We start from the raw sequence: 25,137 nt of genomic DNA on the forward strand, positions 1-25,137 counted from the left end.
ATTCCGGGACGACTTTCGGAGGTCGCCGGCGTCGGACACCCGTCGGTTCCGCGGCACGGCCCTCCCGCCGTGGCAGCGGTGTACCCAGCTCAACACCGGGTACCAACCCGCGGTGGCCCGACGCCGGACGGGAGCACCCGCATCGTGCGCAGGGGCGAGAAGAAGATCGGGACCCAGGCCACGGCCATCCCGATCGTGCCGCACCACAACGCCGCACGCAACGACACGTTCTCCCCGACGAAACCGGCGAGCACCGAACCGATAGGCAGCGCGCCGGAGAGTACGAAACGCATCGTGGCGTTCATCCGGCCCAGCATCCGGTCCGGGGTGATGGCCTGCCGGGCCGACGGGGGCGCGGTAAGCCTTCGCCGACCTGGCACCCTCCGTAAGCTGGCGCGACAACCTACTCTCGGTCGCCCACCCGCGCTTCACCGGTCACCGCCAACTCGACGGCGAGGGCTTGTTGCTCATCCCGTCGGCGTTCGGGTGGCCGACCGTCTTCTCCAGCACCCTGCCGCCATGGCAGCCAACCCTGACCTATCCCGCGCGGGGCGTGGCGACACTGTGGGAGAAACGGACAGCCGCAACCGTCCCGGCACTCGAGCGCGTGCTCGGCCGGTCGCGGACCCGACTACTGCTGGAGCTGGAGTTGCCGGCCTCCACAACGGAGTTGTCCTACCGCACCGGGCTGAGCCCGGGGGCCGTGTCGCAGCACCTGAGCCGGTTGCGTTCCGCCGGTCTGGTGAACGCCGCGCGCAGTGGTCGCCTGGTGCTGTACTTCCGGACCGATGCGAGCGAGATCCTGCTGACCGGGGTACCCACCTGAGACCGGATTGGTAGGACCACAGGCGCCGGGTCATACCGCTACCGTGTCAGGGTGGATCCCCTTGAAGTAACTCAATTCGACAGTCTGTTCAACTTCCGCGATGTCGGCGGGCCCGCCGGCCACGACGGGCGCACCGTCCGAAGTGGCCGACTTTTCCGCTCGGACACCCCGCACCGGCTGGCCGGCGCCGACCGGACGGCGTTCGCCGCGTTTGGCGTCCGCACGGTGCTCGACCTACGCCGACCACACGAAGTGGACCGGGATGGCCGGATCCCGGACTTTGCGGGGCTGACCTGGCGGCACCTCCACCCGGAGCATGCCGAATGGGCCGACACCCCGTACCAACCCGGTGCCGACCTGGCCCGCTACCTCGCCGACCGGTACGCCGACCTGGCCTCGACCGGCACCGCCGGCCTGGCCGCCGCGATCGGGCTGATCGCGGACGAGACCAACGCCCCGCTCCTGGTGCACTGCGTCGCCGGCAAGGATCGGACCGGCATTGTCTGCGGTCTCACCCTGGCCGTGTTGGGCGTCTCCGACGCTGAGATCGCCACCGACTACGCGTTGAGCACCGCGGCCGGCGAGCGCTTCCGGGCCTGGTTCGCCACGACGGGCGAGACGTTGCACCCGGCGCTGCCGCCGCTGGGCTGTCCCGAGGAGGCGATGCTGCTGTTCCTCGCCGAACTGCGCGACCGCTACGGCACGGTCGAGGGCTACCTGCGCCACGCGGGCGTCACCGACGCCCAGGTGGCCGCGCTCCGCGACCACCTGCTGGAGTAGCCGCACACCTCAGAGCACGTGGTGGACCCAGTTCTGCGGATCCGCGGCCTTGCCCCGCTGGATGTCGACGAGTTGCTGGCGCAGGGCCATGGTGACCGGGCCGGTTTCGCCGCCACCGATGTGGAACTCACCGTCGGGAGAGCGGACCACGCCGACCGGATTGATCACCGCGGCCGTGCCGCAGGCGAAGACCTCGCGCAGTCGACCGCTCGCCGCGTCGGCCTGCCAGTCGGCGAAGGCGATCGGCTGCTCCGCCACCCGGTGGCCGGCGGCGGCAGCGAGCGTGAGCACCGACTCCCGGGTGATGCCGGGCAGGATGGTCCCAGTCAGCGGCGGGGTAACCAGGGTGCCGTCGTCGTAGACGAAGAAGAGGTTCATCCCGCCCAGTTCCTCAACGAAGCGGCGCTCCACCGCGTCCAGGAAGACGACCTGGTCGCAGCCGTGCTCGATCGCCTCCGCCTGGGCCACCAGCGAGCTGGCGTAGTTGCCGCCGCACTTGGCCGCGCCGGTACCCCCGGGCGCCGCCCGGGTGTAGTCCGGCGAGGCCCAGACGGTCACCGGCTTCACCCCACCGGAGAAGTACGCACCGACCGGGGACGCGATCACCGCGTATAGGTATTCGTTGGCGGGCCGCACACCGAGGAAGACCTCGCTGGCGAACATGAACGGCCGCAGGTAGAGGCTGCCGTCCTCCCCCTCGGGAATCCAGTCCCGGTCCACCTCGATCAGCCGCTGCAGCGAGTCGACGAAGGCCTGCTCGGGGAGGGGAGGCATCGCCATCCGCCGGGCGGACGCGGCGAACCGGGCGGCGTTGGCGTACGGCCGGAACATCGTCACGCCGCCGCTGGCGGTGCGGTACGCCTTCATGCCCTCGAAGATCTCCTGGGCGTAGTGCAGGACCGCGGCGGCCGGGTCCATCGGGATCGGCGCCCGCGCCTCGACCCGGGCGTCGTACCAGCCCTTCCCGGCGGCGTAGCGGATAGTAACCATGTGGTCGGTGAAGACCCGCCCGAAGCCGGGGTTGGCCAGCAGCGTGCCCCGGTCCGCTGCGGATACCGGCGCGGAATTCGGACGGATCTCGAACTCGAGCTTGTCACCACCGCTCATCGCGCTGACCTCCCTGGAATGGATGATGACGGCATGCGGCCCCGCGTGCCGAGCTGGTGCGAGCAAACTTACCCCGAACGGTCGTTCAGCGGGTAGCGGCATCCGGGGAGGCCCGCTCCGACTGGCACACGGGCCGCCGGACCGCCGTACGGGTGGCTCGTCCCGGCTGCCGACCGGGGCGAGGGCTGGGTGGCGACCGGGACGAGGGCTGGGTTGTCGACCGCCTACCCACCGTGACCGAACGCGGGCCGCGGCGGCGGCTCACGGCCCGAGCCGCGGCGCCGGCTGACGGTTCAGCCGGCCGCGTAGCCTGCCAGCCGATCGCCGACCTCCGCGGTACGGACCGGCGCACCCGGCACCCGCCCGGCCAGCTCCGCCGCCACCGCGGCGGTGATCCGGGCTGCCGGCTCGGCGTGACCGAGTTGGTCGAGCAGGAGCGCGGCGGAGAGGACCGCTGCCACCGGGTCAGCCAGACCGCGACCGGCGATGTCCGGCGCGGAGCCGTGCACCGGCTCGAACATCGACGGGTATGCGCGCTCCGGATTGATGCTGCCGCTGGCCGCGAGCCCGATTCCGCCGGTGGCGGCGGCGGCGATGTCGGTGAGGATGTCGCCGAAGAGGTTGTCGGTGACCAGCACGTCGTACCGCTGGGGCTGGGTCACCAGGAACATCGCGGCGGCGTCGACATGCTGGTATTCGGTGGTCACGTCCGGGTGCTCGGCGGCGACATCGGCGAAGGCACGGGCCCAGAGCGAGCCGGCGTGGGTGAGCACGTTGGTCTTGTGCACGAGGGTGACCTTGCGCTGTTCCCGCCGTTGCGCCCGGTGGAACGCGTCTCGGATCACCCGCTCGACGCCGTGCCGGGTATTCAGGCTCTCCTCGGTGGCGACCTCGGCCGCGGTACCGCGGTGCAGTGCGCCGCCCGCGCCGGCGTACAGCCCTTCGGTGCCTTCGCGGACCACCACCAGGTCGACCTCGCCGGCCTTGACGCCACCGAGGGGGCTGCTCGTGCCGGCCCAGAGCCTTGCGGGGCGCAGGTTGACGTACTGGTCGAAGGCGAACCGCAGCCGCAGCAGCAGGCCCCGCTCCAGCACGCCGGGCGGGACGCTCGGGTCACCGACGGCACCCAGCAGAATGGCATCATGCCCGGCCAGTTCCGCGAGGACCGAGTCGGGCAGCACCTCGCCGGTGCGGTGGTACCGCGCGGCGCCCAGGTCGTACTCGGTGGCCTGCACCTTCGGGAGCACCGCATCGATGACCTTGCGGGCCTGCGCGACCACCTCGGGGCCGATTCCGTCCCCAGCGACCACCGCGATCCGTGCCACGTCCACTCCTCTGCCTCGCTCGCTCGGCTCCGACCGTACGCCCCGGTCCCGAGCCTCGGTACGACTCTTCCACTATTCGGGAAAACGGATGTACAGGAGGCTTCCAGGTGACATTCATTCAGCGGTGATCTCCGCTGCCTATCCTGATCAGCAGCGGGGGTTACGGGCCACCCACCAGGGCCCACACCAAGACCGCGGCGCAACGGGCCGTCGGCCGGGAGGCGGGATGAGAATGAGGATCGACGAACAGCCACGCAGCCACTGGAGCGGCTCGTCGCTACTCCGCCCGCAGCCGCGTCCGGACCTTCGCCTCGGTGGCAACCAGCGGCGGGTCGGCGGAGCAGGTCCGGCAACCGGGGAACGGATCGCCGTCGCGCACACCGTCCGCACCACCATCGCCGAATACACGTTGCTGTTCAACGCACCGGACTGGCTGGGCCGCCGGGGCGTCAGCGCGGTGCTTCGCGACGCTGTCGCGGAGCTACGCGCGATCGACCTGGCCTACGGACCGAACCGGCCGGAGAGCCTGGTCTCCCGGTTACGGCGGGGGGAGGTCAGCCCCGAGTCGTACCCGCCGCTGACCGACCTGGTGGACCGCTGCACCGCGATGCGGGCCGCGACCGACGGCTGGTTCGACGCCTGGGCGGTGCCCGGCGGCTTCGACCCGGGAGGACTCCTGGGCGGCTGGGCAGTAGAACGGGCCGCGGCCCGGTTGCGGGCCGGGGGCGTCCACGACTACGCCGTGCTCACCGGCGCCGACCTCGTCGTACGTGGGCACGCCGCGCACGGGGGACCGTGGCGGGTCGCCGTACACCACCCCACCCACCGGCGCCAGGCACCGCTGGTGTTGGAGATGACCGCCGGCGCGATCGGCACCTCCGGCGTGACCGGGCGACGGGGGCACGTGGTGGATCCGCACACCGGGGAACCCGCCGACCAGTTCATCGCCGCCACCGTCGTCGGTCCGGACCTCGCCGTCGCCGACGCCTACGCCACCGCGCTCTACGCCGCCGGCCCGGCCGGTCTAACCTGGTTCCACAGTGGAACGGATTATCGGGTCCTGCACGCTCACCGCCACTGATCGACGCTCCGGGGCGCCATCCGCGCCCCGGGCCGGAGCGGGGGTCACGATCGGCCCCCACGGTCTCGGCAACTACCGTGAGGGCCGGTCAGCGACGATTGCGCGTGGCTCGCGCATCCGAGGGGTGCGGACCAGCAGGGCCGGACGTCAACCTCGTCACCCGAAGACGGGCCCACATCACGGAATCAACCAGTAGCCGCATCGGTACGCTAGCGAATTGACATAACCCCACGCAAGAGGATCTACTGCCGACTCTCCTGACCGGAGGATGGACTGTTCGGGAAGGGCGACTTCGACATGGCAACCGACAACTGGCACGCTGTCCGCCGTGAGTTTCGATCTAAGCGTGTGGGCTCTGACACCCGGGGCGACGCCCGAGGACGTACGAACAGCCGTACGGCGGTGCCGGGCAGGCCAGCACACCGATCGCCAGCCTGACCCCCGGGTCGTCGGATTCTATCGGGCGATCACCGCCGCGTACCCGGAACGACCGGACCTGGCGGACACCCCCTGGGCGTCGACACCACTACACACCGCCAGCGACCACATCGAGCTGAACCTGCATCCGACCTGCGCGGACCAGGTGCTGCTGGACATCGAGCGAATGGCCGGCGAACACCGACTGATGCTCTTCGACGTCCAAGACGGCTCGGTCTATCCACCGCCCCAGCGCACCGACGGCTGACCGACCCGGCGACCAGACCGGTACGCAGCCCGGGCCCGGGACCACCCACGCCACGAAGGGCCCGCCGGGCAGGCCGAGCCCTCCGTGGCCCGCGATCACTCCTCCCGCAGGTCGGCAGCGCTGGCCGAGGTCGCACCGACCGAACCGGCGACCGAGGTGAGCAGATCGGCGCCGAGCGCCTGGTCGACGGTGAGGGTCATCAGCGTCTCCCCGCCGGCCTCCCGGCGGGCCACCTGCATCGCGGCGATATTGACGCCGGCCTCGCCGAGCAGGGTACCGACCGCGCCGACCACACCGGGCCGGTCGGCGTAGCGGAGAAAGACCAGGATGCCCTCCGCCCCGATCTCCACGTCGAAGCCGTCCACCTCGGTCAGCTTGTTGACGTCCCGGGCACCGGTGACGCTGGTGCCGGAGACGCTCACCGTCCGGCCGTCCGGCAGGGCACCCCGGATGGTGACCAGCAGCGCCTCCTCGGCCGTCTCGGGCCTGGTGACCAGCGACACCTCGACCCCGCGCTCGGCCGCCAGGTGCGGGGCGTTCACGTAGGTGACCTGCTCCTCCACCACCGAGCTGAACAGCCCCTTGGTCGCCGCGAGCTTGAGCACCGAGACGTCGTTGCTGACCACCTCGCCGCGCACGTCCACGGTCACGCTCGCGGCGATCCCGCCGGCCACCGCGGTGAAGGCCCGGCCGAGCTTCTCCGCCAGCGGCAGTAGCGGCCGGACGTCCTCGGCGACCACGCCACCGGTCTGTACGTTCACCGCGTCCGGCACGAACTCACCCTGCAACGCCAGCTTCACACTGCGGGCCACGGCGAGGCCCGCCTTGTCCTGCGCCTCGTGCGTGGAGGCGCCCAGGTGTGGGGTCGCCACCACGTTGTCGAAGGCGAACAGCGGCGATGAGGTGCAGGGCTCCTTCGCGTACACGTCAACGCCGGCCCCGGCGACCCGCCCCTCGGCGATGGCGTCCGCGAGGGCCTGCTCGTCCACGAGACCTCCCCGCGCGGCGTTGACGATCCGCACCCCGGGCTTGACGATCGCCAGCTCCTTCTCCCCGATCAGACCCACCGTCTCCGACGTCTTCGGCAGGTGGATGGAGATGAAGTCGCTCTGGCGCAGCAGCTCGTCCAGGCCGACGAGGCGGACGCCGAGCTGTGCCGCCCGCGCCGGCTGGATGTAGGGGTCGTAGGCGATCAGCCGGGTACCGAACGCGGCGATCCGCTGTGCGAAGAGGACACCAATGCGTCCGAGGCCGACCACCCCGACGGTCTTGCCCTGCACCTCCACCCCGGTGTACTTCGACCGCTTCCACTCCCCCACCTTCAGCGCCGTGCTGGCGCTGGCGGTGTTCCGCGCGACCGCCAGCAGGAGGGCGACCGCCTGCTCAGCCGCGGAGACGATGTTGGAGGTGGGGGCGTTGACGACCATGACGCCGCGGGTGGTGGCCGCCGGCACCTCGACGTTGTCCAGGCCGACGCCGGCCCGGGCGACCACCTTGAGTCGTGGTGCCGCGGCGATCGCCTCGGCGTCGATTCGGGTCGCACTGCGGACGATGACCGCGTCCGCCTCGGAGAGCGCCGAGAGCAGGGCCGGACGGTCGGTGCCATCCACATGTCGGACGTCGAAGTCGTGGGCGAGCACCTCGATGGCGGCGGGAGCGAGTTCTTCGGCGATCAGTACGACGGGATTCATTGGTCCTCTAAATGTCGTCTATAGCGGTCGGCCGGGCGGCGGGGGCGGCACTGCGCCCCGCCCGCAATCCAGCCATGGCCGTCAGGTGCCGGCTACGGGCACCTAACAGGGATCGTAGGGGGCCGATCGGGGCCGGCGCCCCGGTGATCAGGGTGAGTGCCCTCACAGCAACCGCCCGGCACGGCCAGTTACGCACCCGCCCGGCACAGCCAGTTGCGCACCCGTCGTCGGTGCCGGAGCGCAACCGCCGGACGCCCGGGAACCGACGCCGGGGAGGGAGAGCGTCAGGTCACGGGCGTCCGCGGTCCCCGGGGAGCCCTCGCACCAGGGCGCCCCGGAGCTTCCTGGATCAGGCGGTCTCGGTGATGGGGCGGTCCACCCAGCTCATCATGGCCCGCAGCTTGCCGCCGGTCTCCTCGATCGGATGCGCCGCGCCCTCCGCCCGCCACTTGGCGAATTGGGGGCGGCCGGCCTCGTCCTCGGCAACCCACTCCCGGGCGAACTCACCGGATTGAATCTCGCCCAGGATCGCCCGCATCCGCTCCTTGACCCCGGAGTCGATGACGCGGGGGCCACGGGAGAGGTCGCCGTACTCGGCCGTGTCCGAGATGCTGTACCGCATCCGGGCGATGCCGCCCTCGTACATGAGGTCCACGATGAGCTTCAGCTCGTGTAGGCACTCGAAGTAGGCCACCTCGGGGGCGTAGCCGGCCTCGGTGAGCACCTCGAAGCCGGTCTGCACCAGCGCCGCCGCACCGCCACAGAGCACCGCCTGCTCGCCGAAGAGGTCGGTCTCGGTCTCCTCGGTGAAGGTGGTCCTGATGGCGCCGGCCCGAGTGCCACCGATGGCCTTGGCGTACGCCAGGGCCAGGCCGAACGCGCTACCGCTGGCGTCCTGCTCAACGGCGACCAGACAGGGCACGCCCTTGCCGTCGACGTACTGCCGGCGAACCAGGTGGCCGGGGCCCTTCGGAGCGATCATCGCCACGTCCACCTCGGCCGGCGGCGTGATCAGCCCGTACCGGATGTTGAATCCGTGCCCGAACAGGAGCGCCTTACCCGCAGTGAGGTGCGGCGCGATCGACTCGGTGTAGAGGGTGCGCTGGGCCGTGTCCGGCGCCAGGATCATGATGATGTCGGCCTCGGCCGCCGCCTCGGCCGGGGTCTGCACCCGTAGCCCCTGCTCCTCCGCCTTCGGCCGGCTCTTCGACCCGGCGGGCAGACCGATCACCACCGCAACACCGGAGTCGCGCAGCGACAGCGCGTGGGCGTGGCCCTGACTGCCGTACCCGATCACGGCGACCGTGCGGCCCTGAATCAGACCCAGGTCGGCGTCGTCGTCGTAGAACACCTCAACGCTCATGAACTTCCCTTTCGTACGGCCGCGCCCGGCGGCCGATCGGAGATCTGGTGGGGTACGGATCAGGCGGCCCGAAGCGCCGGGCCGGCGGTGATGGAGCGGGACCCACGGCCGATGGCGACCGTGCCGGACTGCACCATCTCCTTGATTCCGAAGGCCTCGAGGTCCCGGAGCAGGGCGGCCAGCTTGTCCGGGGTACCGGTCGCCTCGACGGTCAGCGTTTCCGGGGCGACGTCGACGACCCGGGCGCGGAACAGGTTCACCGTCTCCAGCACCTGACCGCGGGCGCTGCGGTCCGCGCGGACCTTCACCAGCAGCAGCTCCCGGGCCACCGACACCTGCGGGTCCAGCTCAACGATCTTGATTATGTTCACCAACTTGTTGAGCTGCTTGGTGACCTGCTCCAGCGGAGAGGAGTCGGCGTTGACCACGATGGTGATCCGGGAGACATCCGGGTTCTCGGTCTCCCCCACGGCCAGACTGCCAATGTTGAAGCCGCGCCGGGAGAAGAGCCCGGACACCCGGGCCAGGACCCCGGGCTTGTTCTCCACGAGCACGGAGAGCGTATGCATGGTCACAATGGTGCCTTCCTCGTCTGGTTCTCCCGACCCCTGCGGTGCCCGGTGTGGTGGGCCATGACTACACCTCGTCCTCATCGAAGACCGGCCGGACCCCGCGGGCAAACATGATCTCGTCGTTGCTGGTGCCGGCGGCGACCATCGGCCACACCATGGCGTCCTTGCCGACCACGAAGTCGATGACCACCGGGGCGTCGTTGATGGACATCGCGGCCTCGATCGTCTGGTCGACGTCCTCCGCGGTCTCACAGCGCAGCCCGACGCAGCCGAGCGCCTCGGCGAGCTTGACGAAGTCCGGAATGCGATGCTTGTGGGTACCGAGTTCGGTGTTGGAGTAGCGCTCTCCGTAGAAGAGGGCCTGCCACTGCCGCACCATGCCGAGATTGCCGTTGTTGATCACAGCAATCTTGACCGGGATGCCCTCCAGCGCACAGGTCGCCAGCTCCTGGCTGGTCATCTGGAAGCAGCCGTCGCCGTCGATCCCCCAGACCACCGTCTCCGGCCGACCAACCTTGGCGCCCATCGCCGCCGGCACCGCGTACCCCATGGTGCCGAGGCCGCCGGAGTTCAACCAGGTGCGGGGCTTCTCGTACGAGATGAACTGGGAAGCCCACATCTGGTGTTGACCCACACCCGCCACGTACACCGCCTCCGGGCCGACGATCTCGCCGAGCCGGCGGAGCACGTACTGCGGGGAGAGCGTGCCGTCGGCCGGCTCCTCGTACCCCAGCGGGTAACGCCCGCGCAGCTCCTGCAGCTGGGACCACCAGTCGTCGAGGTCGGGCCGGTGACCGGCCGACTGCTCGACGGTGACCGCGCCGACCAGTTCGTCGATGACGTGCCGGGCATCTCCGACAATCGGCACGTCCGCGTGCCGGTTCTTGCCGATCTCGGCCGGGTCGATATCGGCGTGCACCACGGCCGCGTCGGGAGCGAACGAAGCCAGCTGGCCGGTCACCCGATCATCGAACCTCGCCCCCAGCGCGACGATCAGATCCGCCTTCTGCAGACCGTAGACCGCCGCGACCGTCCCGTGCATGCCGGGCATGCCCAGATGCTGCGGGTGTGAGTCGGGGAACGCACCGAGCGCCATCAGAGTGGTGACCACCGGAATCCCGGTCAGCTCGGCGAGCTGGCGCAGCCCATCGGTCGCATTGGCCTTGAGCACCCCGCCACCGACGTAGAGCACCGGCCGGCGGGCGATGGCCATCAGCCGGGCCGCCTCCCGGATCTGCTTTCCGTGCGGGTGCAGCGTCGGCCGATAGCCGGGTAGGTCGAGCGTCGGGGGCCAGGCGAAGACGGTTGACGCCTGGAGGACGTCCTTGGGGATGTCCACCAGAACCGGGCCGGGCCGGCCGGTTGCGGCGAGGTGGAACGCCTCGGCGAGCACCCGGGGCAGCTCCTCGGCGCTCTGGACCAGGAAGTTGTGCTTGGTGATCGGCAGCGTGATGCCCTGGATGTCCGCCTCCTGGAAGGCGTCCGTCCCGATCGACGGCCGGGCGACCTGGCCGGTGATCGCCACCAACGGCACCGAATCCATGTACGCGTCGGCGATCGGCGTCACCAGGTTGGTCGCACCGGGCCCGGAGGTGGCGACACAGACGCCGACCCGCCCGGTCGCCTGCGCGTACCCGGTGGCCGCGTGTCCGGCGCCCTGCTCGTGCCGGACCAGGATGTGCCGGACGGTGGAGTCGTACAACGGGTCGTAGGCCGGCAGGATCGCGCCGCCGGGGATGCCGAAGATGACCTCGACGCCGAGCGCTTCGAGCGAGCGCACGAGAGAGCCGGCACCGGAGACCTGGGCGGGGACGGAAACGGGGGTGCGTACCGCCGGGACGGTCGGCGTGGCCGTCCCGCGGGGCCGGTCGGCGTCGCGGGCCTGCTCGACGGCCGCGCGGGCCCGCCGGGCGGAGTTGGCGAGGGTCTCGGGTGTGGGTCTCGTCATGGCGGTTCAGGCCTTCGGCTGGAGGGTGCGGTGGGTTCTGCGGTGGAACGCCGGCGGGGTGCCCGACGGGATCTGACGGCAACAAAAAAGCCCGCGTGCGGGATGCACGGGGCCAGCGCACTCTCGGTGGGAGAGTGCGCTCAGGTAAGTACTCGCAGCGACCGATACGACGACATGGGGAACAGCATGACGGATCTCAAGCAATGAGTCAACCGGTCCCACATGCTGGTTAACGGATCGGTCGAAATCCCCACCCCGGGACAGTCGACGCCACCGGCCCCGCTGCGGCCCGGCCCCGCTCCGACCCAGTCCCGCTCCGACCCGGCCAGTTTTCGGCCCGATCCGCCCGACCCGGCCAGCTGAGGCTCAGGCTGCTCCGACCGGCACCGGCTACTCCGGCACCGGCTGTCCGGGCCCGGGCCGGGGCAGCGGCCGCCGGGGCGGCGGCGGGCCGGAGGCCAGCACGGGCGGCACCGACATGGCGACCGGCGGGGCGTGGGACGAGGTGGCCGCCTCCAACATCGCCTCCAGGTGCTCGGCCGGCACCCCCCAGCCGAGGAGCGCGCCCTGACCGAAGTGGCAGCCCGCGGCGACCACTTCGGCCAGCTCGGTCGGAGTCGTAACCCCCTCGGCGATAACCCCGAGGCCCAACTGATGGCCCAGACGCATGACAATGTCGACCATCGGGGCGAACGCCGGGCCGTCAGCGTCCACCGGACGAACCGGCGCATGCCCGGCGACGAGACTGTGGTCGATCTTGAGGATGTCGAGCGGAAGCCGCCGAAGCTGGCCGAGGGAGGAGTAGCCGGCGCCGAAGTCGTCCAGCGCGATCCGAACCCCGGTACGGCGCAGCGCGGTCAACCGCCGGATCAGCTCGTCCAGGTCGGTGGCGACGGCGTGCTCGGTGACCTCCAGCACCAGGCGCTGCGGCGGAACCCGATGTGCGCGCAGCGCGTCAACGACCTGACCAACGTAGGCCGGGGCGTGTAGCTCTCGAGGCGAGACGTTGACCGACACCCACACGTCGTGCCCGTCGGCGAGCCACCGGGCGAGCTGCTGACAGGCCTGGTCCAGCACCCACTCCCCCAGCTTGGCGATCATGCCGCACTCCTCGGCGAGCGGAATGAACTCATCCGGGCGGACCGCACCCAGCTCCGGATGCCGCCACCGCAGCAGCGCCTCGGCACCGACCGGGCGCACCGACGGCAACGACGCCACCGGTTGGAACACCAGGCGCAGTTCGTCGCGTTCAATCGCCCCCCGCAGCTCGTGCTCAAGCGTGGCCCGCCGGCTCAACAGCTGGTCGTAGGCGACGTCGTACCGCTCGATCCGGTTCTTGCCGCGCTGCTTGGCGTAGCGCAGGGCCAGGTCGGCGTGGCGCAGCAGCAGCTCGACATCGGGGTGGCGGGCCCAACCGGCGATGCCGATGCTCGCCGAGAGGAAGACGGGCCCCTCGGGCAGTTCGTACGCCGCCGCCACCGCCCCGAGGAGCCGCTCCCCCCGCTGGTCGATGGTGGCCGGCGAGCCGGGCAGCAGGACGGCGAACTCGTCCCCACCGAGTCGGGCCGCCAACTCGCCGGAGCCCAGGGGGGCGCGTAGCCGCCGGCCCACCTCGGCCAGGACGGCGTCCCCGGCGTCGTGACCGCGCACATCGTTGACGTTCTTGAAACCATCCAGGTCGAGCAGGAGCAGGACGCACGGGGTGCCCTGCTCCGCGCAGCGGTGCAGGGCCCGCAGCAGTCCCCGCCGGTTCGCCAGGCCGGTCAGGGCGTCGGTGTGTGCCAACTCCCGGAAGTGCGCCTCCCCCTCGACCAGCCGGCGCGCGTACCGGCGGACATCGTGCAGGGTCAGGTACTGCCGGGCGACCAGGGCGAAGACCTCGACGCTGGCAGCGGCCACGCCGCACGGGTCGAAGCTGCCACCCTGGAGAGAGTGGTACGCCGCCGCGCCCGCCATCACCAGGATCGGCAGGACGGCGTGCTCACCCTCGCGCCGGGTCGGGTCGATGTCCGACCGGCAGGGACGATCGAACCCATGCAGCACCAGCGCCACGGTCAGCAGGCCGGCGACGGCCACCGTCGCGCCACCGAACGCCAGCCCCGCCTCAGCCTTCAGCAGCCCGGCGGCGACGCCGAGCCCACCCAGGGTCGTCGCGGCGGTACCCGCGCCGAGCGCGGCGAGCCGGCGCCGCGGCGACGAGACCCGAAACACCACGACGGTGGCCAGGCCCGCGATCAGCGCCGCGCTGGCGGTGGCGAGCAGGATCGGCGCACCGACCGCCGGAGCGGATCCGAGCAGGCGGGTCGGCTCAACGAGGAGCACCCAACCCACGAACCAGACCGCGGTAGCGATGATCACACCGTCCAGCAACAGCCGGGTGGCCACCCCGATGGTGGGGGCCATGCCGGGGAGGCGGAGCAGCCCGGCACCAAAGAGCAGCCCGCTGGTCGCGGTGGCCAGGGCGACCACCTCCGCCCAGCCGACCGAAGGGACCGGCTCGGGCTGCCCGGCAGCCGTCAGCAGCACCGCCACGCCGGCCACGACCGCGACCAGCCCGATGACAGCGGCCACGGCGAGGAGGAGGAACGCTGCGGGCCGGCGGGCCGACAACCGACGCGCACCGCCCGCCGCCGGAATGGCAGCCGGCTCGCGGGTGAGCCCGCTCCGCACCGCGCCGCGAAACCGACTTGTTGGTAACAACACAGCCCAACTCTGCCGGATGAACGCGGAGTATGGGGGGGCGGGATGCGCATCTGTTGGGACACGTCCGGCGCGGGCTCCGGTCGCCCCCGCGACGGTGCCAGACTGGTACGCATGCCTGAGCTGCGGTCGAGGACCTCCACCCACGGTCGGACGATGGCCGGCGCCCGAGCCCTGTGGCGGGCCACCGGGATGACCGACGACGACTTCGGCAAGCCGATCGTCGCCATCGCCAACAGCTTCACCCAGTTCGTTCCGGGGCATGTCCACCTCAAGGAGCTCGGTGGCCTGGTCGCCGAAGCGGTAGCCGACTCCGGCGGGGTGGGCCGGGAGTTCAACACCATCGCCGTGGACGACGGCATCGCGATGGGCCACGGCGGCATGCTCTACTCGCTGCCCAGCCGGGAGCTGATCGCTGACGCCGTGGAGTACATGGTCAATGCCCACTGCGCCGACGCTCTGGTCTGCATCTCCAACTGCGACAAGATCACTCCCGGGATGCTGCTGGCCGCGCTGCGGCTGAACATCCCGACCGTCTTCGTCTCCGGCGGCCCGATGGAGGCCGGGAAGACCGTCGCGATCGAGGGGGTCGTGCACTCCAAGATCGACCTGATCGACGCGATGATCGCCGCGTCCAACGAGGCGGTCACCGACGACCAGCTCGACCAGATCGAACGCTCGGCCTGCCCCACCTGTGGCTCCTGCTCCGGGATGTTCACCGCCAACTCGATGAACTGCCTCACCGAGGCGATCGGCCTGGCCCTGCCCGGCAACGGGTCGACACTGGCGACCCACGCCGCCCGCCGGTCACTCTTCGTCGAGGCCGGCCGTACCGTCGTCGAGATCGCCAAGCGCTGGTACGACGGGGACGACGCCACGGTGCTGCCCCGCGCGGTCGCCAGCCGCGCCGCCTTCGACAACGCGGTCGCCCTCGACGTCGCGATGGGTGGTTCGACGAACACCATCCTGCACCTGCTCGCCGCCGCCCGCGAGGCCGAGCTGGATTTCGGGGTGCTGGACATCGACGCCATCTCCCGGCGGGTGCCCTGCCTGGCCAAGGTCGCACCGAACTCCCCCAACTACCACATGGAGGACGTCCATCGGGCGGGTGGAATCCCCGCCATCCTCGGTGAGCTGGACCGGGCCGGCCTGCTCAACCGGAAGGTCCACGCGGTGCACTCCCCCTCGCTGGAGCGCTGGCTCGCCGACTGGGACGTGCGCGGCGGCGCCGCGACGCCGAAGGCGATCGAGCTGTTCCACGCCGCGCCGGGCGGGGTACGCACCACCGAGGCGTTCTCCACCACCAACCGCTGGTCCACGTTGGATACCGATGCGGCCGGTGGGTGTATCCGGGACCGGACGCACGCGTACACCGAGGACGGGGGACTGGCCATCCTGCACGGCAACCTGGCACCGGAAGGCTGCGTCGTGAAGACCGCCGGGGTGCCCGAAGAGTGCCTGACCTTCCGCGGCCCGGCCCGGGTCTACGAGTCCCAGGACGACGCGGTCACCGCCATCCTGGCCAAGGAGGTCACCGCGGGGGACGTGGTGGTGATCCGCTACGAGGGCCCCCGGGGTGGGCCCGGAATGCAGGAGATGCTCTACCCCACCTCGTTCCTCAAGGGCCGAGGGTTGGGGCGAGCCTGCGCGCTGCTCACCGACGGCCGGTTCTCCGGCGGCACCTCCGGGTTGTCGATTGGGCACGTCTCACCGGAGGCGGCCGCCGGGGGGCTGATCGCCCTGGTCGAATCGGGCGACGAGATCGTCATCGACATCCCGAACCGGGCCATCGAGTTGGCCGTACCGGCCGAGGTGTTGGACGCCCGCCGGGTCGCGCAGGAGAAACGAGACCGGCCGTACACGCCGGCGGAGCGGCAGCGCCCCGTCTCGGCGGCGCTGCGCGCATATGCCGTCATGGCGACCTCCGCCAGCGACGGCGCCTACCGCCGCGTCCCCGAGTAGCCAGAATTCGGGGCGCGACCTCGAGGACCGCCCCGAGATAGCCCGGGAACGGAGCTAAACCCGCGACTCACCGTTGGTGGCGGAGGTCTTTTCTTGCTGCCCAGTCCCTGGATCGGTTGGATTCGCGAATCCCGTCACGGCGATTACAACAACAGCGACCAGTCTCACGACCTTCTGAATCGTCACGTCGTCCTCCTCGTCTGCCGGTCGGCAATGCCGCGGCGGAGCAGCCGGAACTCGCCTCCGCCGCACCGATGGTTGACTCTACCGCCCACTCCCCGACATTCACATTTATCTAGCTGCAGGCTCGTCCCAGAATTACCTTAATAAGCCTTAAATTCGAGCACTCAGCAGTTAATCGAACACTTTACGTGACGCCAGTCGGTACCGTCTTTCTGGAATGGCTTCGCACCGCACGCAGCCGCAGACCCAGCGTCACCCGCCCGATGCCTCCGTTCGACCCAACAGCCTGAGCCCCCTGGCGGCCCGCGCCGGGCGCGTGCCGGGCACCCACCGCGTCGACCAGCCCGGAACGAGGCGGGCAGGAGCGGCCGACGACAGCAGGGTTTTGTCTGTTTTGGGCATCTTTTTCGGGTTCATGTTCATTTGATCTGTTTGTCGGTTTAGCGTCCGGGGTGGCCGCTACCGCCCGCTCGGTAGCCGAGGAACCCACCCGGGCCGGCACTACCGGGCGGACGGCTCCTCGTCGTTCACGGGGGAAGGACACCGACACCGCGATGAACCAGCAGGAACACATCCAGACACCCGAACCGGACCGCCCGGGCGGGCACCGGGCGAGGTCACGGCGGCGCTGGTGGACCGTCGGGCTGGCCGGGGTGACCGGCCTGGCCCTCACCACCGCCGGCATCACCGTCACCCCGATCGGGGATGCGGTCGGACGCGCCATCAGCAGTAGCGACGACCGGCCTGGGAAACACCGGGGCACCCCCTCCACCGGAGGGGACTACCACGACGAGCGAGCCAAGGGGGACGGGAGCGCCCACGACGGTAGGGGCAAGGAAACGAAGGGCGTCCCGGTCCCCTGCAACACGGACAAGCTGATCGCCGCGATCACCCTCGCCAACGCCCGCGGCGGCGCCACCCTCGACCTCGCCAGCAAGTGCACCTACCTACTCACCGCCCTCCTCGACGACGCCGGCCTCCCCGCCATCACCACCCCCATCACCCTCAACGGCGGCAAACACACCACCATCGAACGCGCCGCCGCCGTAGAACAGTTCAGAATCCTCACCGTCGACACCGGTGGCGACCTCACCCTCAACCACCTCACCATCACCGGCGGACACACCGACAACGACGGCGGCGGAATCCTCGTCAACACCGGCGGGGCACTCACCACCAACCACAGCACCATCACCCGCAACATCGCCAACGGAGACGGCGGCGGCATTTACAGCGCCGGCGTCACCACCGTGCGACACACCACCGTGAGTCGTAATACCGCCATCGCCACCGGGGGCGGTATCGCCAACTCCGGGGGGCGGGTGACTCTGGAGAAAGCAGCGGTGAAGGCAAACACCGCAGGTGCCGTGGGCGGTGTGGTCAGCATCGGTTCCTCCGCCGTCGTGACGATCCGGCACAGCCTTATCGCCGACAACAACTCCGGGGGAGCCGGCGGCCTGCTGATCCTCAACGACGGGATCGGCACAGTCGTCGACAGCACGATCACCGGTAACCGCTCGAGCAATTTTGCCGGGATCCAGGTTGACGGACAGCTCACCCTGAAGCGGGTGAAAATCACCAACAACACCGCCTCCTCCGGGTTTGCCGGCGGCCTGTTCGTCGGCCCCGACTCCACCGCTGTGGTCGAGGAGGGCCTCATCCAGGACAACACCTCCCTCTCGAGCTTCGGCGGCGGCGTGTACAACTTCAGCGTGCTGGTGATGCGCAACACGAAGGTCATCGGCAACCAGGCCGAGGAGGGCGGCGGCATCTACAACGCCGGGGGCATGGTGACGCTGTTCAACACGCAGGTGGTGAAGAACATCGCCACGGTCGACGGCGGCGGCATCGTCAACGACGGTGGGACGGTTGACCTGAACACCGCCACCGGCACCATCGTCATCAAGAACCGGCCCAACAACTGCGTCGGCGACGTTCCCGACTGCCCAGCCTGAACCGGCACCCACGCGGGGCTCCGACCCGCCGCCTCTGCGGCGGTTCGGAGCCCCGCACTCCTGGCGGTGATCGACCGTGTCACCACCCGCGGCGCACGGGACCGCCCCGTCCCGACACCGCTGGGGACCAGGTGGGATCATCACAGGGTGAGCCGCTCCGACACCCTCCGCTTCCGGCACAACCAGGCCCTGCTGGTGGCCGCGGTGGTCGCCTTCTTCGGCGCCCTGCCGCTGGCCGCCGCCCGGTGGTACCTGTTGCCGGTGCTCCTCGTACCGCTGCTCCTCGGCGGGTGGGCCTGGCGGGCCGGCACCGACGTCACCGCACAGGGGCTGTGCCTGCGGGCGCTCGCCGGCCAGTACCGGATCCACTGGGACCAGATCGTCGAGCTGGGCGCGGACCCAACTGGCCGGGCGGTCGCTCGGCTCACCGGCGGTCAGACGGTCCCGCTGCCCGCCGTCCGCCGGGACGACCTGCCCCGGCTCGTCGCGGTCACCGAGCGGCCCGAACCTGGCTCGGCCGACCAGTCGACTCAGTAACCCGCCACCACCACGTTGGTCGGCGGCTCGCCCGCGGCGCAGCGGCGAATCTGATCGCCCACCAGCCGGTACGCCCGCGGGAGCAGACCCTGCACCGAGCCCGCGACATGCGGGGTGAGTAGCACGTTCGGCATCGCCCACAGCGGGTTGTCGGCGGGCAGCGGCTCAGGGTCGGTGACGTCCAGTACGGCCGAGATCCGGCCGGTGCCCAGCTCGGCGACGAGCGCCTCGGTCTGCGCCACCGGCCCCCGCGCCGCATTGACCAGCAGGGCGCCGTCGCACATCGCCGCGAGGAAGCCCTCGTCAACGAGCCCACGGGTCTGCTCGGTCAACGGCACCAGCAGCACCACCACATCCGCCTCCGGCAGCAGCCGGGGCAGTTCCGCGACGGCGTGTACGCCGGGCCGCGCGGTCCGGGCCACCCGGGTGAGGCGTACCTCGAACGGGGCGAGGCGTGCCTCGAGCGCCGTGCCGATCGAGCCGGCGCCGACGATCAGCACCCGCTTGCCGGCCAGTTCGTCGGTGGGCGCCACCTCGCGGTAGGCCCACTCCCGACGGTCCTGTGCCCGGACCAGCGTGGGAAGGGAGCGCAGGTGCGCCAGGATCGCGGCGACGACCCACTCCGAGGTGGCCTGGTCGTGCACCCCCCGCGCATCACAGAGCGTCACGCCCGGCGGCATCCGGCCGACCCACGCGTCCGCACCGGCGGTCAAGAGCTGCACCACGTCCAGATCCGGCAGCTCCCGCAACAGGTCGGTGGTCTCCGCCTCGGCCAGGAACGGCGGGACCCAGAACCGGACGTCGGTCACCGGGGACGGGAGCCGGTCCGGCTGCGCCACCTCCACCGTGACACCCGCCGGCAGGTCACCGAGGAGGGACGTGCCGTCCTCATGGGGGATCCACACCTTCACACCCGCCGACGATAGAGCCTCGGGCCGGCCCGCCCTTCTCCGGGGCCCGCACCGGCCCACCGGCCGCTACCCTGGTCCCGGTGAGCGCCCGTCCCGCGCACCCGCGCATCCGCCGCTTTCGGGCTACCCTCGCGGCGTCGTGCGCGGCGCTGCTGATCGCCACCGGTTGCAGCTTCGGCGAGCCGGGGCCCGACCCGGCCGGCGAACCCCCCACCTTCCCCACCCCGACCACCTCCGATGCGGGGAGCACCGGGCCGGAGGTGGTGGCCACCGTGTTGGCGAAGGGCCTACGAGTCCCGTGGGGCATCGCCTTCCTCCCGGACGGGGGCGCGCTGGTGACCGAGCGGGACTCCGGCCGGATCCTCCAGGTCGGGCCCGAGTCCGACCCGGATGGGCTGCGGGTGACCGTGGTCCAGACCCTCGCCGAGGTGACGGCAGGTGGCGAGGGCGGGCTGATGGGGATCGCCGTCTCCCCGCACTACCAGCGGGACCAGACGGTCTTCGTCTACTACACCGCCGAACAGGACAACCGGGTTGCCCGGCTCACCCTCGGCGAGCCGCCGCGTCCGATCCTGACCGGCATCCCGAAGGCGCGCACCCACAACGGCGGTGGCCTCGCCTTCGGCCCGGACGGGCAGCTCTACGCCAGCACCGGCGACGCCGGCGATCGGGAGCAGGCGCAGGATGGCGACCGGCTCGGCGGAAAGATCTTGCGAATCACCACCGACGGCGAGCCGGCACCGGACAACCCCTTCCCCGACTCTCCCGTCTGGTCGCTGGGACACCGGAACGTGCAGGGCTTCACCTGGGCCGCCGACGGTCGGATGTACGCCGTCGAATTCGGCCAGAACACCTGGGACGAGATCAACGAGATCGAGCCGGGCGGCAACTACGGCTGGCCGGAGGTCGAGGGCCGCTCCGACGACAGTCGGTACGTCAACCCGATCGTCTCGTGGCCGCCGGCGGAAGCCTCCTGCTCCGGACTGGCCCGGACCGAGCAGCTCCTCGCTACGGCCTGCCTGCGCGGACAGCGGCTCTGGCTGGTCGAGTTGACCGACACCGCAACGCTCGGCCAACCGCGCGACCTGCTCACCGACCAGTACGGCCGGTTGCGGGCAGTCGCCACGGCACCGGACGGCTCGCTCTGGGTGGGCACCTCGAACCACGACGGGCGTGGAGCTCCGGTGGCGGAGGACGACCGTCTCCTGCGACTGGTGTTCGCGGACGGCGCAGCCGGACGAAGCTGACCGCGAGCCGGACGATGCTGACCGCAGACCCGGACGATGCTGACCGCGAGACCAGGTAAAGCTGACCGTAAGACCAGGTAGAGCTGACCGTAAGACCAGATAGAGCTGACCGGGAAGTCGGTTGACACTGACGGTGAGACCGGACAAAACCGACAGCGAAGCCGGGTAGTGCCGACAATGAGCAACACCCCGCCCAGATTTTCCCGAGCCTTTCGCCGGGGCGAGTCAGAATTTCAGCATGGACGGTCAGGAGAACGAGCAGCAGGACAGCCGAGGCGGCCAGCCGCCGGAGACGGGCTGGGGCCGGCGGCTCCGGCGACGGCACCGGCGGGCCGGCGGTCGTTCGAACCGCTGGCGGGCGCTGCGCGCCGCCGGGATGACCCTGGCCGTACTCGCCGTCACCCTGGCCGGGGTGTTGATCGGCACGCTGGCCGGCGGCCGGGTCAGCACCGAGGTCGGACCGTTCCAGGCGAACCTGACGGTGACGCCGGCGCTGCACGGCGGCACCACCATCGACATCCCGCCGCTGGGCGCGCTGCTGCTGGACAGCCACGACGGGCCGACCGAGCTGACCGTGCAGTTCGGCGCCCTCGATCAGGACCGCACCGAGGCGTTGCTACACGACCCGGAGAGCCTCGACCGAGCGAGCCAGACCGCCGTCGACGACATCCGGGAAGGCGTCCTGCGCCTCGGTGTCCGTACGGTCGCCGCCACGGTGCTGGTCACCCTGCTGCTGGCCCTGCTGGTGTTCCGCGACACCCGCCGTACGGCCTGGGCGGGGGTGCTCGCGCTCGCGATCACCGCGGGCAGCCTGGGCACCGCGGCGGCCACCCTGCGACCGCAGGCGATCGAAGAACCCCGCTACGAGGGGCTGCTGGTCAATGCGCCGGCGCTGGTCGGCGACGTCCAGCGGATCGCCAACGACTACACCCGCTACGCCGAGCAGCTCCAGCGCCTGGTCGGCAACGTCAGCCAGCTCTACTCCACCGTCTCGGAGCTGCCGGTCTTCGAGCCGCAGCCCGGCACCACCCGGGTGCTGCACATCTCCGACCTGCACCTCAACCCGGCCGCCTGGCAGGTCATCCAGACGGTGGTGGAGCAGTTCGGGATCGACGTCGTGGTCGACACCGGCGACATCACCGACTGGGGCAGCGAGCCGGAGGCGAACTACGTCGACTCGATCGGGCTCCTCCGCAAGCCCTACGTCTACATCCGCGGCAACCACGACTCGGGGGGTACGACCGCCGCCGTGGCCCAGCAGCGCAACGCCATCGTGTTGGACAACGCGACCACCGTGGTCGCCGGGCTGACCATCGCCGGCATCGGGGACCCCCGCTTCACGCCGGACAAGAGCACCTCACCGGCGGGCAGCAACCTGACCGGGGAGACAGCCGACCAGCTCATCGGCACCGGCGAACAGTTGGCGGCAACCGCCCGTAGCGCACCCCGGCCGGTGGACCTGGCGCTGGTGCACGACCCCGCCTCGGCGGGGCCCCTCTCCGGCGCCACCCCGCTGGTACTCGCCGGACACACCCACAACCGCGAGGTGTACCGGCTACCCCAGCAGCCGGACCAAACCCCCACCCTGTTGATGGTGCAGGGTTCGACCGGTGGCGCCGGCCTGCGCGGCCTGGAGGGCGAGGAGCCCACCCCGCTGTCGATGACCGTCCTCTACTTCGACGAGGAGAAACTGCTCCAGGCGTATGACGACATCACGGTCGGCGGCACCGGCCAGGCCCAGGTGAACCTCGAACGGCACATCGTGGCGGACCCGAAGGCCGGAGCCCCCGCCCCGGTCACCCCCACCCCGACCCGCTGACCGGACCGCCGGACGAGCCGGCGGTCACCGACCGGTCAGCGCAGGGAGAGCGCGGCGAGGGCGGCGTTCACGATGCTGCCCGGCAACAGGTCGTGGAGCTCGTACAGCTCGGCGACGCTGCCGGACTGACCGAACTCGTCCACGCCAAGGGGCACCGCCGGAGCGCCGACCGCCGAGCCGAGCCACGCCATCGCGTGCGACGCGGCGTCGTGCACGGTGACCACCGGCACCCGGTCGACGAAGGCCGACCGCAGCGCGCCCGGAACGCTCGGCACGGTGGCGGTGCGGACCCCCTGGCGCAGGGTGCGCTGCCAGGCCCGGTAGAGGCGGTCCAGGCTGGTGACGTCCACGACGTGCGCGGCGATCCCCTCCTCGGCCAACTCGGCCGCGGCGGCGAGCACCTCGGGCAGGACCGCACCGGAGGCGGCGAGCTGCACGACCGGGGCGTCGGCGAGGTGCGGGTACGCCTGGTGGGCGTCGACCAGCCGGTAGGCGCCGGCGAGCACCTGCCGACGCAGTACCGCGTCGCCGAGCCGGCTCCGGGCCGCCGCGAACGGAGCCTGGTCAACCGGGCGGGTGCTGAGTCGGAAGTAGTACCCGCCGTCCTCCCCGGGCGCGGCGGTCGCGGCCGGCGCCGTACCCCCGGCGATCTGCCCCAACGCGTCACAGAGCAGCCAGTCCAGGGTGGTGGCGTAGGCGGGCTCGACGAAGGTGACCCCGGGCAGCTCCAAGCCGACGCTGGCGGTGAGCGTCGACTGGTGTGCGCCCCCCTCCGGCGCCAGGGTGACCCCCGAGGGGGTGCCCGCGACCACGAACCGGGCGCCGGAGTAGGTGCCGTGGAGGAAGGCGTCCAGGCCCCGCAGCACGAACGGGTCGTAGACGGTGCCGACCGGCAGCAGCGGCTGCCCGGAGTGGTCCCAGGCCAGGCCGAGCTGGCCGAGCAGCAGGAACAGGTTCATCTCCGAGATACCCAGCTCGATGTGCTGGCCGGCCGGGCTCTCCGTCCACCGCAGCATCCGGTCCTCGGACCACTCACGCTGCGAGGTGGGCGCGAACACCCCGGACCGGTTGATGAACCCGGCCAGGTTGGTCGAGGTGGCCACATCCGGTGCGGTGGTGACGAGGTAACGCCCGACCTGCGGGTCACGGGACAGGTCAACCAGGACCCGACCGAAGACCTCCTGGGTGGAGACCGGCTTGGTGGCGCGTACCCGGGTCGTCTCCGGGACGCTGACGCCCAGTGCCCGCGTGCGTGGTGCCCGGGACAGCGCCTCCCGGCGTTCCCCGGCCCGGACACCGGCCGCCGACGCCGGGTCGAGCCGGTCCCACTCGGTGTCCCGGGTGCGGCCGTGCACGGTCCGCAACGCGTCCACCTGCGCGGTGGTGAGCAGCGCCGAGTGGTTCCGGGGGTTGCCGGCGATCGGCAGCCCCCAGCCCTTCACCGTGTACGCGAAGACCACGCTGGGCCGGTCGATGACCGCGTCGCACTGGGCGTAGGCCTCCAGCACCGCCGCCAGGTCGTGCCCGCCGAGGTCGGTGACGAGCGGGCCCAGCTCGTCGTCGGGGATGTCGGCGATGAACTCCGCGATTCCCGCCGGCGCGCCGTCGAGGAACTGCTTGCGCAGCAGCGGCCCGGCGAGGCCGAAGAGCGACTGGTACTGCTCGTTCGGCATCCGGTCGATCCAGTCCCGCAGCGCCGCCCCACCCGGCCGGGCGTACGCGGCGGCGAGCCGGCGACCGTACTTGACCTCCACGACGTGCCAGCCGGCGGCCTCGAACTGGCCCCGCCACTGGTCGATCCGGATGCCCGGCACGACCCGGTCCAGCGACTGGCGGTTGAAGTCGACCAGCCACATCACATTGCCCAGCCCGGCGGTGGCCGGGTCGGCGACCGCCTCCCAGATGTTGCCCTCGTCCAGTTCGGCGTCGCCGATGAGGGCGACGAACCGGGACCGGGGACGGGCGCCGAAGTGCGCGTCCACGTAGCGGCGGGTGACCGCCGCGAAAAGCGGCGCCGCCGCGCCCAGGCCCACCGAGCCGGTGGAGAAGTCGACCTCGTCCGGGTCCTTCGTCCGGGACGGGTACGACTGGAGGCCACCGCGGGCGCGCAGCCGGGTCAGGTACGACCGGTCCAGGTTGCCGAGCAGGTACTGGATGGCGTGGAACACCGGGGAGGCGTGCGGCTTCACCGCGACCCGGTCCTCGGCGTCGAGGTGCGCGAACCACAGCGCCGTCATCGCGGTGACCAGCGATGCGCTGGACGCCTGGTGTCCGCCGACCTTCACGCCGTCGCCGGTGTCCCGGTCGTGGTTGGCCGCGTCCACGATGCGGGTGGCGAGCCACAGTACCCGGCGTTGGATCTCGTCGAGGACAGCAAGGTCGTGCTGTTTCACGGGGACTCCATCCGGGCGCCGCCGTTGGCGCCCTCCGAGGGGTGGGCAGGAA

At 71.1% G+C, this 25,137-nt stretch carries 19 protein-coding genes; 9 read left to right on the forward strand and 10 right to left on the reverse strand.

The window, feature by feature from the left end:
- Nucleotides 1–89: 89 nt before the first annotated feature.
- Entirely contained in the window at nt 90–380 is a 291-nt protein-coding gene (locus H0524_RS08815) for an MFS transporter (RefSeq protein ID WP_309225047.1), read from the reverse strand.
- Between the two features lie 80 nt (nt 381–460).
- Between H0524_RS08815 and H0524_RS08820 the strand changes: the two genes are divergently transcribed.
- Entirely contained in the window at nt 461–826 is a 366-nt protein-coding gene (locus H0524_RS08820; RefSeq protein ID WP_255435848.1) for a helix-turn-helix domain-containing protein, read from the forward strand.
- Nucleotides 827–877: 51 nt separating this feature from the next.
- On the forward strand, nt 878–1,606 hold the full coding sequence (locus H0524_RS08825; protein WP_180198201.1) for a tyrosine-protein phosphatase: 729 nt from the start codon (nt 878–880) through the stop codon (nt 1,604–1,606).
- Nucleotides 1,607–1,615: 9 nt separating this feature from the next.
- Here H0524_RS08825 and H0524_RS08830 read toward each other — a convergent pair whose 3' ends face one another.
- Together H0524_RS08830 and H0524_RS08835 are read right to left on the reverse strand one after the other, a co-directional pair.
- On the reverse strand, nt 1,616–2,713 hold the full coding sequence (locus H0524_RS08830; RefSeq protein ID WP_180198202.1) for a branched-chain amino acid aminotransferase: 1,098 nt from the start codon (nt 2,711–2,713) through the stop codon (nt 1,616–1,618).
- 293 nt (nt 2,714–3,006) lie between these two features.
- Nucleotides 3,007–4,038 carry a 3-isopropylmalate dehydrogenase gene (locus H0524_RS08835; RefSeq protein WP_180198203.1) on the reverse strand — a complete coding sequence of 344 codons (1,032 nt, stop codon included), beginning with the start codon at nt 4,036–4,038 and terminating at the stop codon, nt 3,007–3,009.
- A 226-nt stretch (nt 4,039–4,264) separates the two neighbouring features.
- Here H0524_RS08835 and H0524_RS08840 point away from each other — a divergent pair, with 226 nt between their 5' ends.
- Both H0524_RS08840 and H0524_RS08845 read left to right on the forward strand, forming a co-directional pair.
- Complete coding sequence (locus H0524_RS08840; RefSeq protein WP_180198204.1) at nt 4,265–5,119, forward strand: FAD:protein FMN transferase; 855 nt, start codon at nt 4,265–4,267, stop codon at nt 5,117–5,119.
- Between the two features lie 346 nt (nt 5,120–5,465).
- Nucleotides 5,466–5,804 carry a hypothetical protein gene (locus H0524_RS08845; RefSeq protein ID WP_309225062.1) on the forward strand — a complete coding sequence of 113 codons (339 nt, stop codon included), beginning with the start codon at nt 5,466–5,468 and terminating at the stop codon, nt 5,802–5,804.
- Between the two features lie 95 nt (nt 5,805–5,899).
- On the opposite strand, the gene serA is transcribed toward H0524_RS08845, so the two are convergent.
- From serA to H0524_RS08870, 5 genes are all read right to left on the reverse strand, one after another.
- Nucleotides 5,900–7,495, reverse strand: coding sequence for a phosphoglycerate dehydrogenase (gene serA, locus H0524_RS08850; protein ID WP_180198206.1), 1,596 nt, complete (start codon nt 7,493–7,495; stop codon nt 5,900–5,902).
- A gap of 349 nt (nt 7,496–7,844) precedes the next feature.
- Nucleotides 7,845–8,858, reverse strand: a complete 1,014-nt coding sequence (gene ilvC, locus H0524_RS08855; RefSeq protein ID WP_180198207.1) for a ketol-acid reductoisomerase — start codon at nt 8,856–8,858, stop codon at nt 7,845–7,847.
- Between the two features lie 59 nt (nt 8,859–8,917).
- The gene (gene ilvN / locus H0524_RS08860; protein WP_018218878.1) at nt 8,918–9,433 is read right to left on the reverse strand and encodes an acetolactate synthase small subunit; all 516 of its coding nucleotides are present in this window, start codon (nt 9,431–9,433) and stop codon (nt 8,918–8,920) included.
- 61 nt (nt 9,434–9,494) lie between these two features.
- Nucleotides 9,495–11,378: an acetolactate synthase large subunit gene (locus H0524_RS08865; protein ID WP_180198208.1), complete on the reverse strand. Its 1,884-nt coding sequence runs from the start codon at nt 11,376–11,378 to the stop codon at nt 9,495–9,497.
- A gap of 390 nt (nt 11,379–11,768) precedes the next feature.
- Nucleotides 11,769–14,048, reverse strand: coding sequence for a bifunctional diguanylate cyclase/phosphodiesterase (locus tag H0524_RS08870; protein WP_180198448.1), 2,280 nt, complete (start codon nt 14,046–14,048; stop codon nt 11,769–11,771).
- 144 nt (nt 14,049–14,192) lie between these two features.
- On the opposite strand from H0524_RS08870, the gene ilvD reads away from it, so the two are divergent.
- The 3 genes from ilvD to H0524_RS08885 all read left to right on the forward strand — a co-directional run bounded on the left by ilvD (nt 14,193) and on the right by H0524_RS08885 (nt 18,715).
- Complete coding sequence (gene ilvD / locus H0524_RS08875; protein ID WP_180198209.1) at nt 14,193–16,040, forward strand: dihydroxy-acid dehydratase; 1,848 nt, start codon at nt 14,193–14,195, stop codon at nt 16,038–16,040.
- Nucleotides 16,041–16,777: 737 nt separating this feature from the next.
- Nucleotides 16,778–18,178, forward strand: a complete 1,401-nt coding sequence (locus H0524_RS08880) for a right-handed parallel beta-helix repeat-containing protein (RefSeq protein ID WP_180198210.1) — start codon at nt 16,778–16,780, stop codon at nt 18,176–18,178.
- A gap of 147 nt (nt 18,179–18,325) precedes the next feature.
- Nucleotides 18,326–18,715, forward strand: a complete 390-nt coding sequence (locus tag H0524_RS08885) for a PH domain-containing protein (protein WP_180198211.1) — start codon at nt 18,326–18,328, stop codon at nt 18,713–18,715.
- Here the strand turns inward: H0524_RS08885 and H0524_RS08890 are convergent.
- Nucleotides 18,709–19,626 (reverse strand): 2-hydroxyacid dehydrogenase, encoded by a 918-nt coding sequence (locus H0524_RS08890; protein ID WP_180198212.1) that lies wholly within the window; start codon nt 19,624–19,626, stop codon nt 18,709–18,711. The two genes, H0524_RS08885 and H0524_RS08890, sit on opposite strands and share 7 nt — an antisense overlap.
- A gap of 80 nt (nt 19,627–19,706) precedes the next feature.
- Between H0524_RS08890 and H0524_RS08895 the strand changes: the two genes are divergently transcribed.
- Nucleotides 19,707–20,873 carry a sorbosone dehydrogenase family protein gene (locus tag H0524_RS08895; protein ID WP_180198213.1) on the forward strand — a complete coding sequence of 389 codons (1,167 nt, stop codon included), beginning with the start codon at nt 19,707–19,709 and terminating at the stop codon, nt 20,871–20,873.
- Between the two features lie 238 nt (nt 20,874–21,111).
- Complete coding sequence (locus H0524_RS08900) at nt 21,112–22,692, forward strand: metallophosphoesterase (RefSeq protein ID WP_180198214.1); 1,581 nt, start codon at nt 21,112–21,114, stop codon at nt 22,690–22,692.
- A 35-nt stretch (nt 22,693–22,727) separates the two neighbouring features.
- Here the strand turns inward: H0524_RS08900 and H0524_RS08905 are convergent, their stop codons facing one another.
- Nucleotides 22,728–25,085, reverse strand: coding sequence for a transketolase C-terminal domain-containing protein (locus H0524_RS08905; RefSeq protein WP_180198215.1), 2,358 nt, complete (start codon nt 25,083–25,085; stop codon nt 22,728–22,730).
- Nucleotides 25,086–25,137 lie beyond the last annotated feature (52 nt).

Origin of the sequence: Salinispora sp. H7-4, assembly GCF_013416675.1 — a bacterium.
GTDB lineage: Bacteria > Actinomycetota > Actinomycetes > Mycobacteriales > Micromonosporaceae > Micromonospora > Micromonospora vitiensis.

Coding starts and splice junctions, on each gene's coding strand:
- H0524_RS08830 (WP_180198202.1), bottom strand. CDS start 2,713: ATGAGCGGTGGTGACAAGCTCGAGTTCGAGATCCGTCCGAATTCCGCG.
- H0524_RS08840 (WP_180198204.1), top strand. CDS start 4,265: ATGAGAATGAGGATCGACGAACAGCCACGCAGCCACTGGAGCGGCTCG.
- serA (WP_180198206.1), bottom strand. CDS start 7,495: ATGAATCCCGTCGTACTGATCGCCGAAGAACTCGCTCCCGCCGCCATC.
- ilvC (WP_180198207.1), bottom strand. CDS start 8,858: ATGAGCGTTGAGGTGTTCTACGACGACGACGCCGACCTGGGTCTGATT.
- H0524_RS08865 (WP_180198208.1), bottom strand. CDS start 11,378: ATGACGAGACCCACACCCGAGACCCTCGCCAACTCCGCCCGGCGGGCC.
- ilvD (WP_180198209.1), top strand. CDS start 14,193: ATGCCTGAGCTGCGGTCGAGGACCTCCACCCACGGTCGGACGATGGCC.
- H0524_RS08880 (WP_180198210.1), top strand. CDS start 16,778: ATGAACCAGCAGGAACACATCCAGACACCCGAACCGGACCGCCCGGGC.
- H0524_RS08900 (WP_180198214.1), top strand. CDS start 21,112: ATGGACGGTCAGGAGAACGAGCAGCAGGACAGCCGAGGCGGCCAGCCG.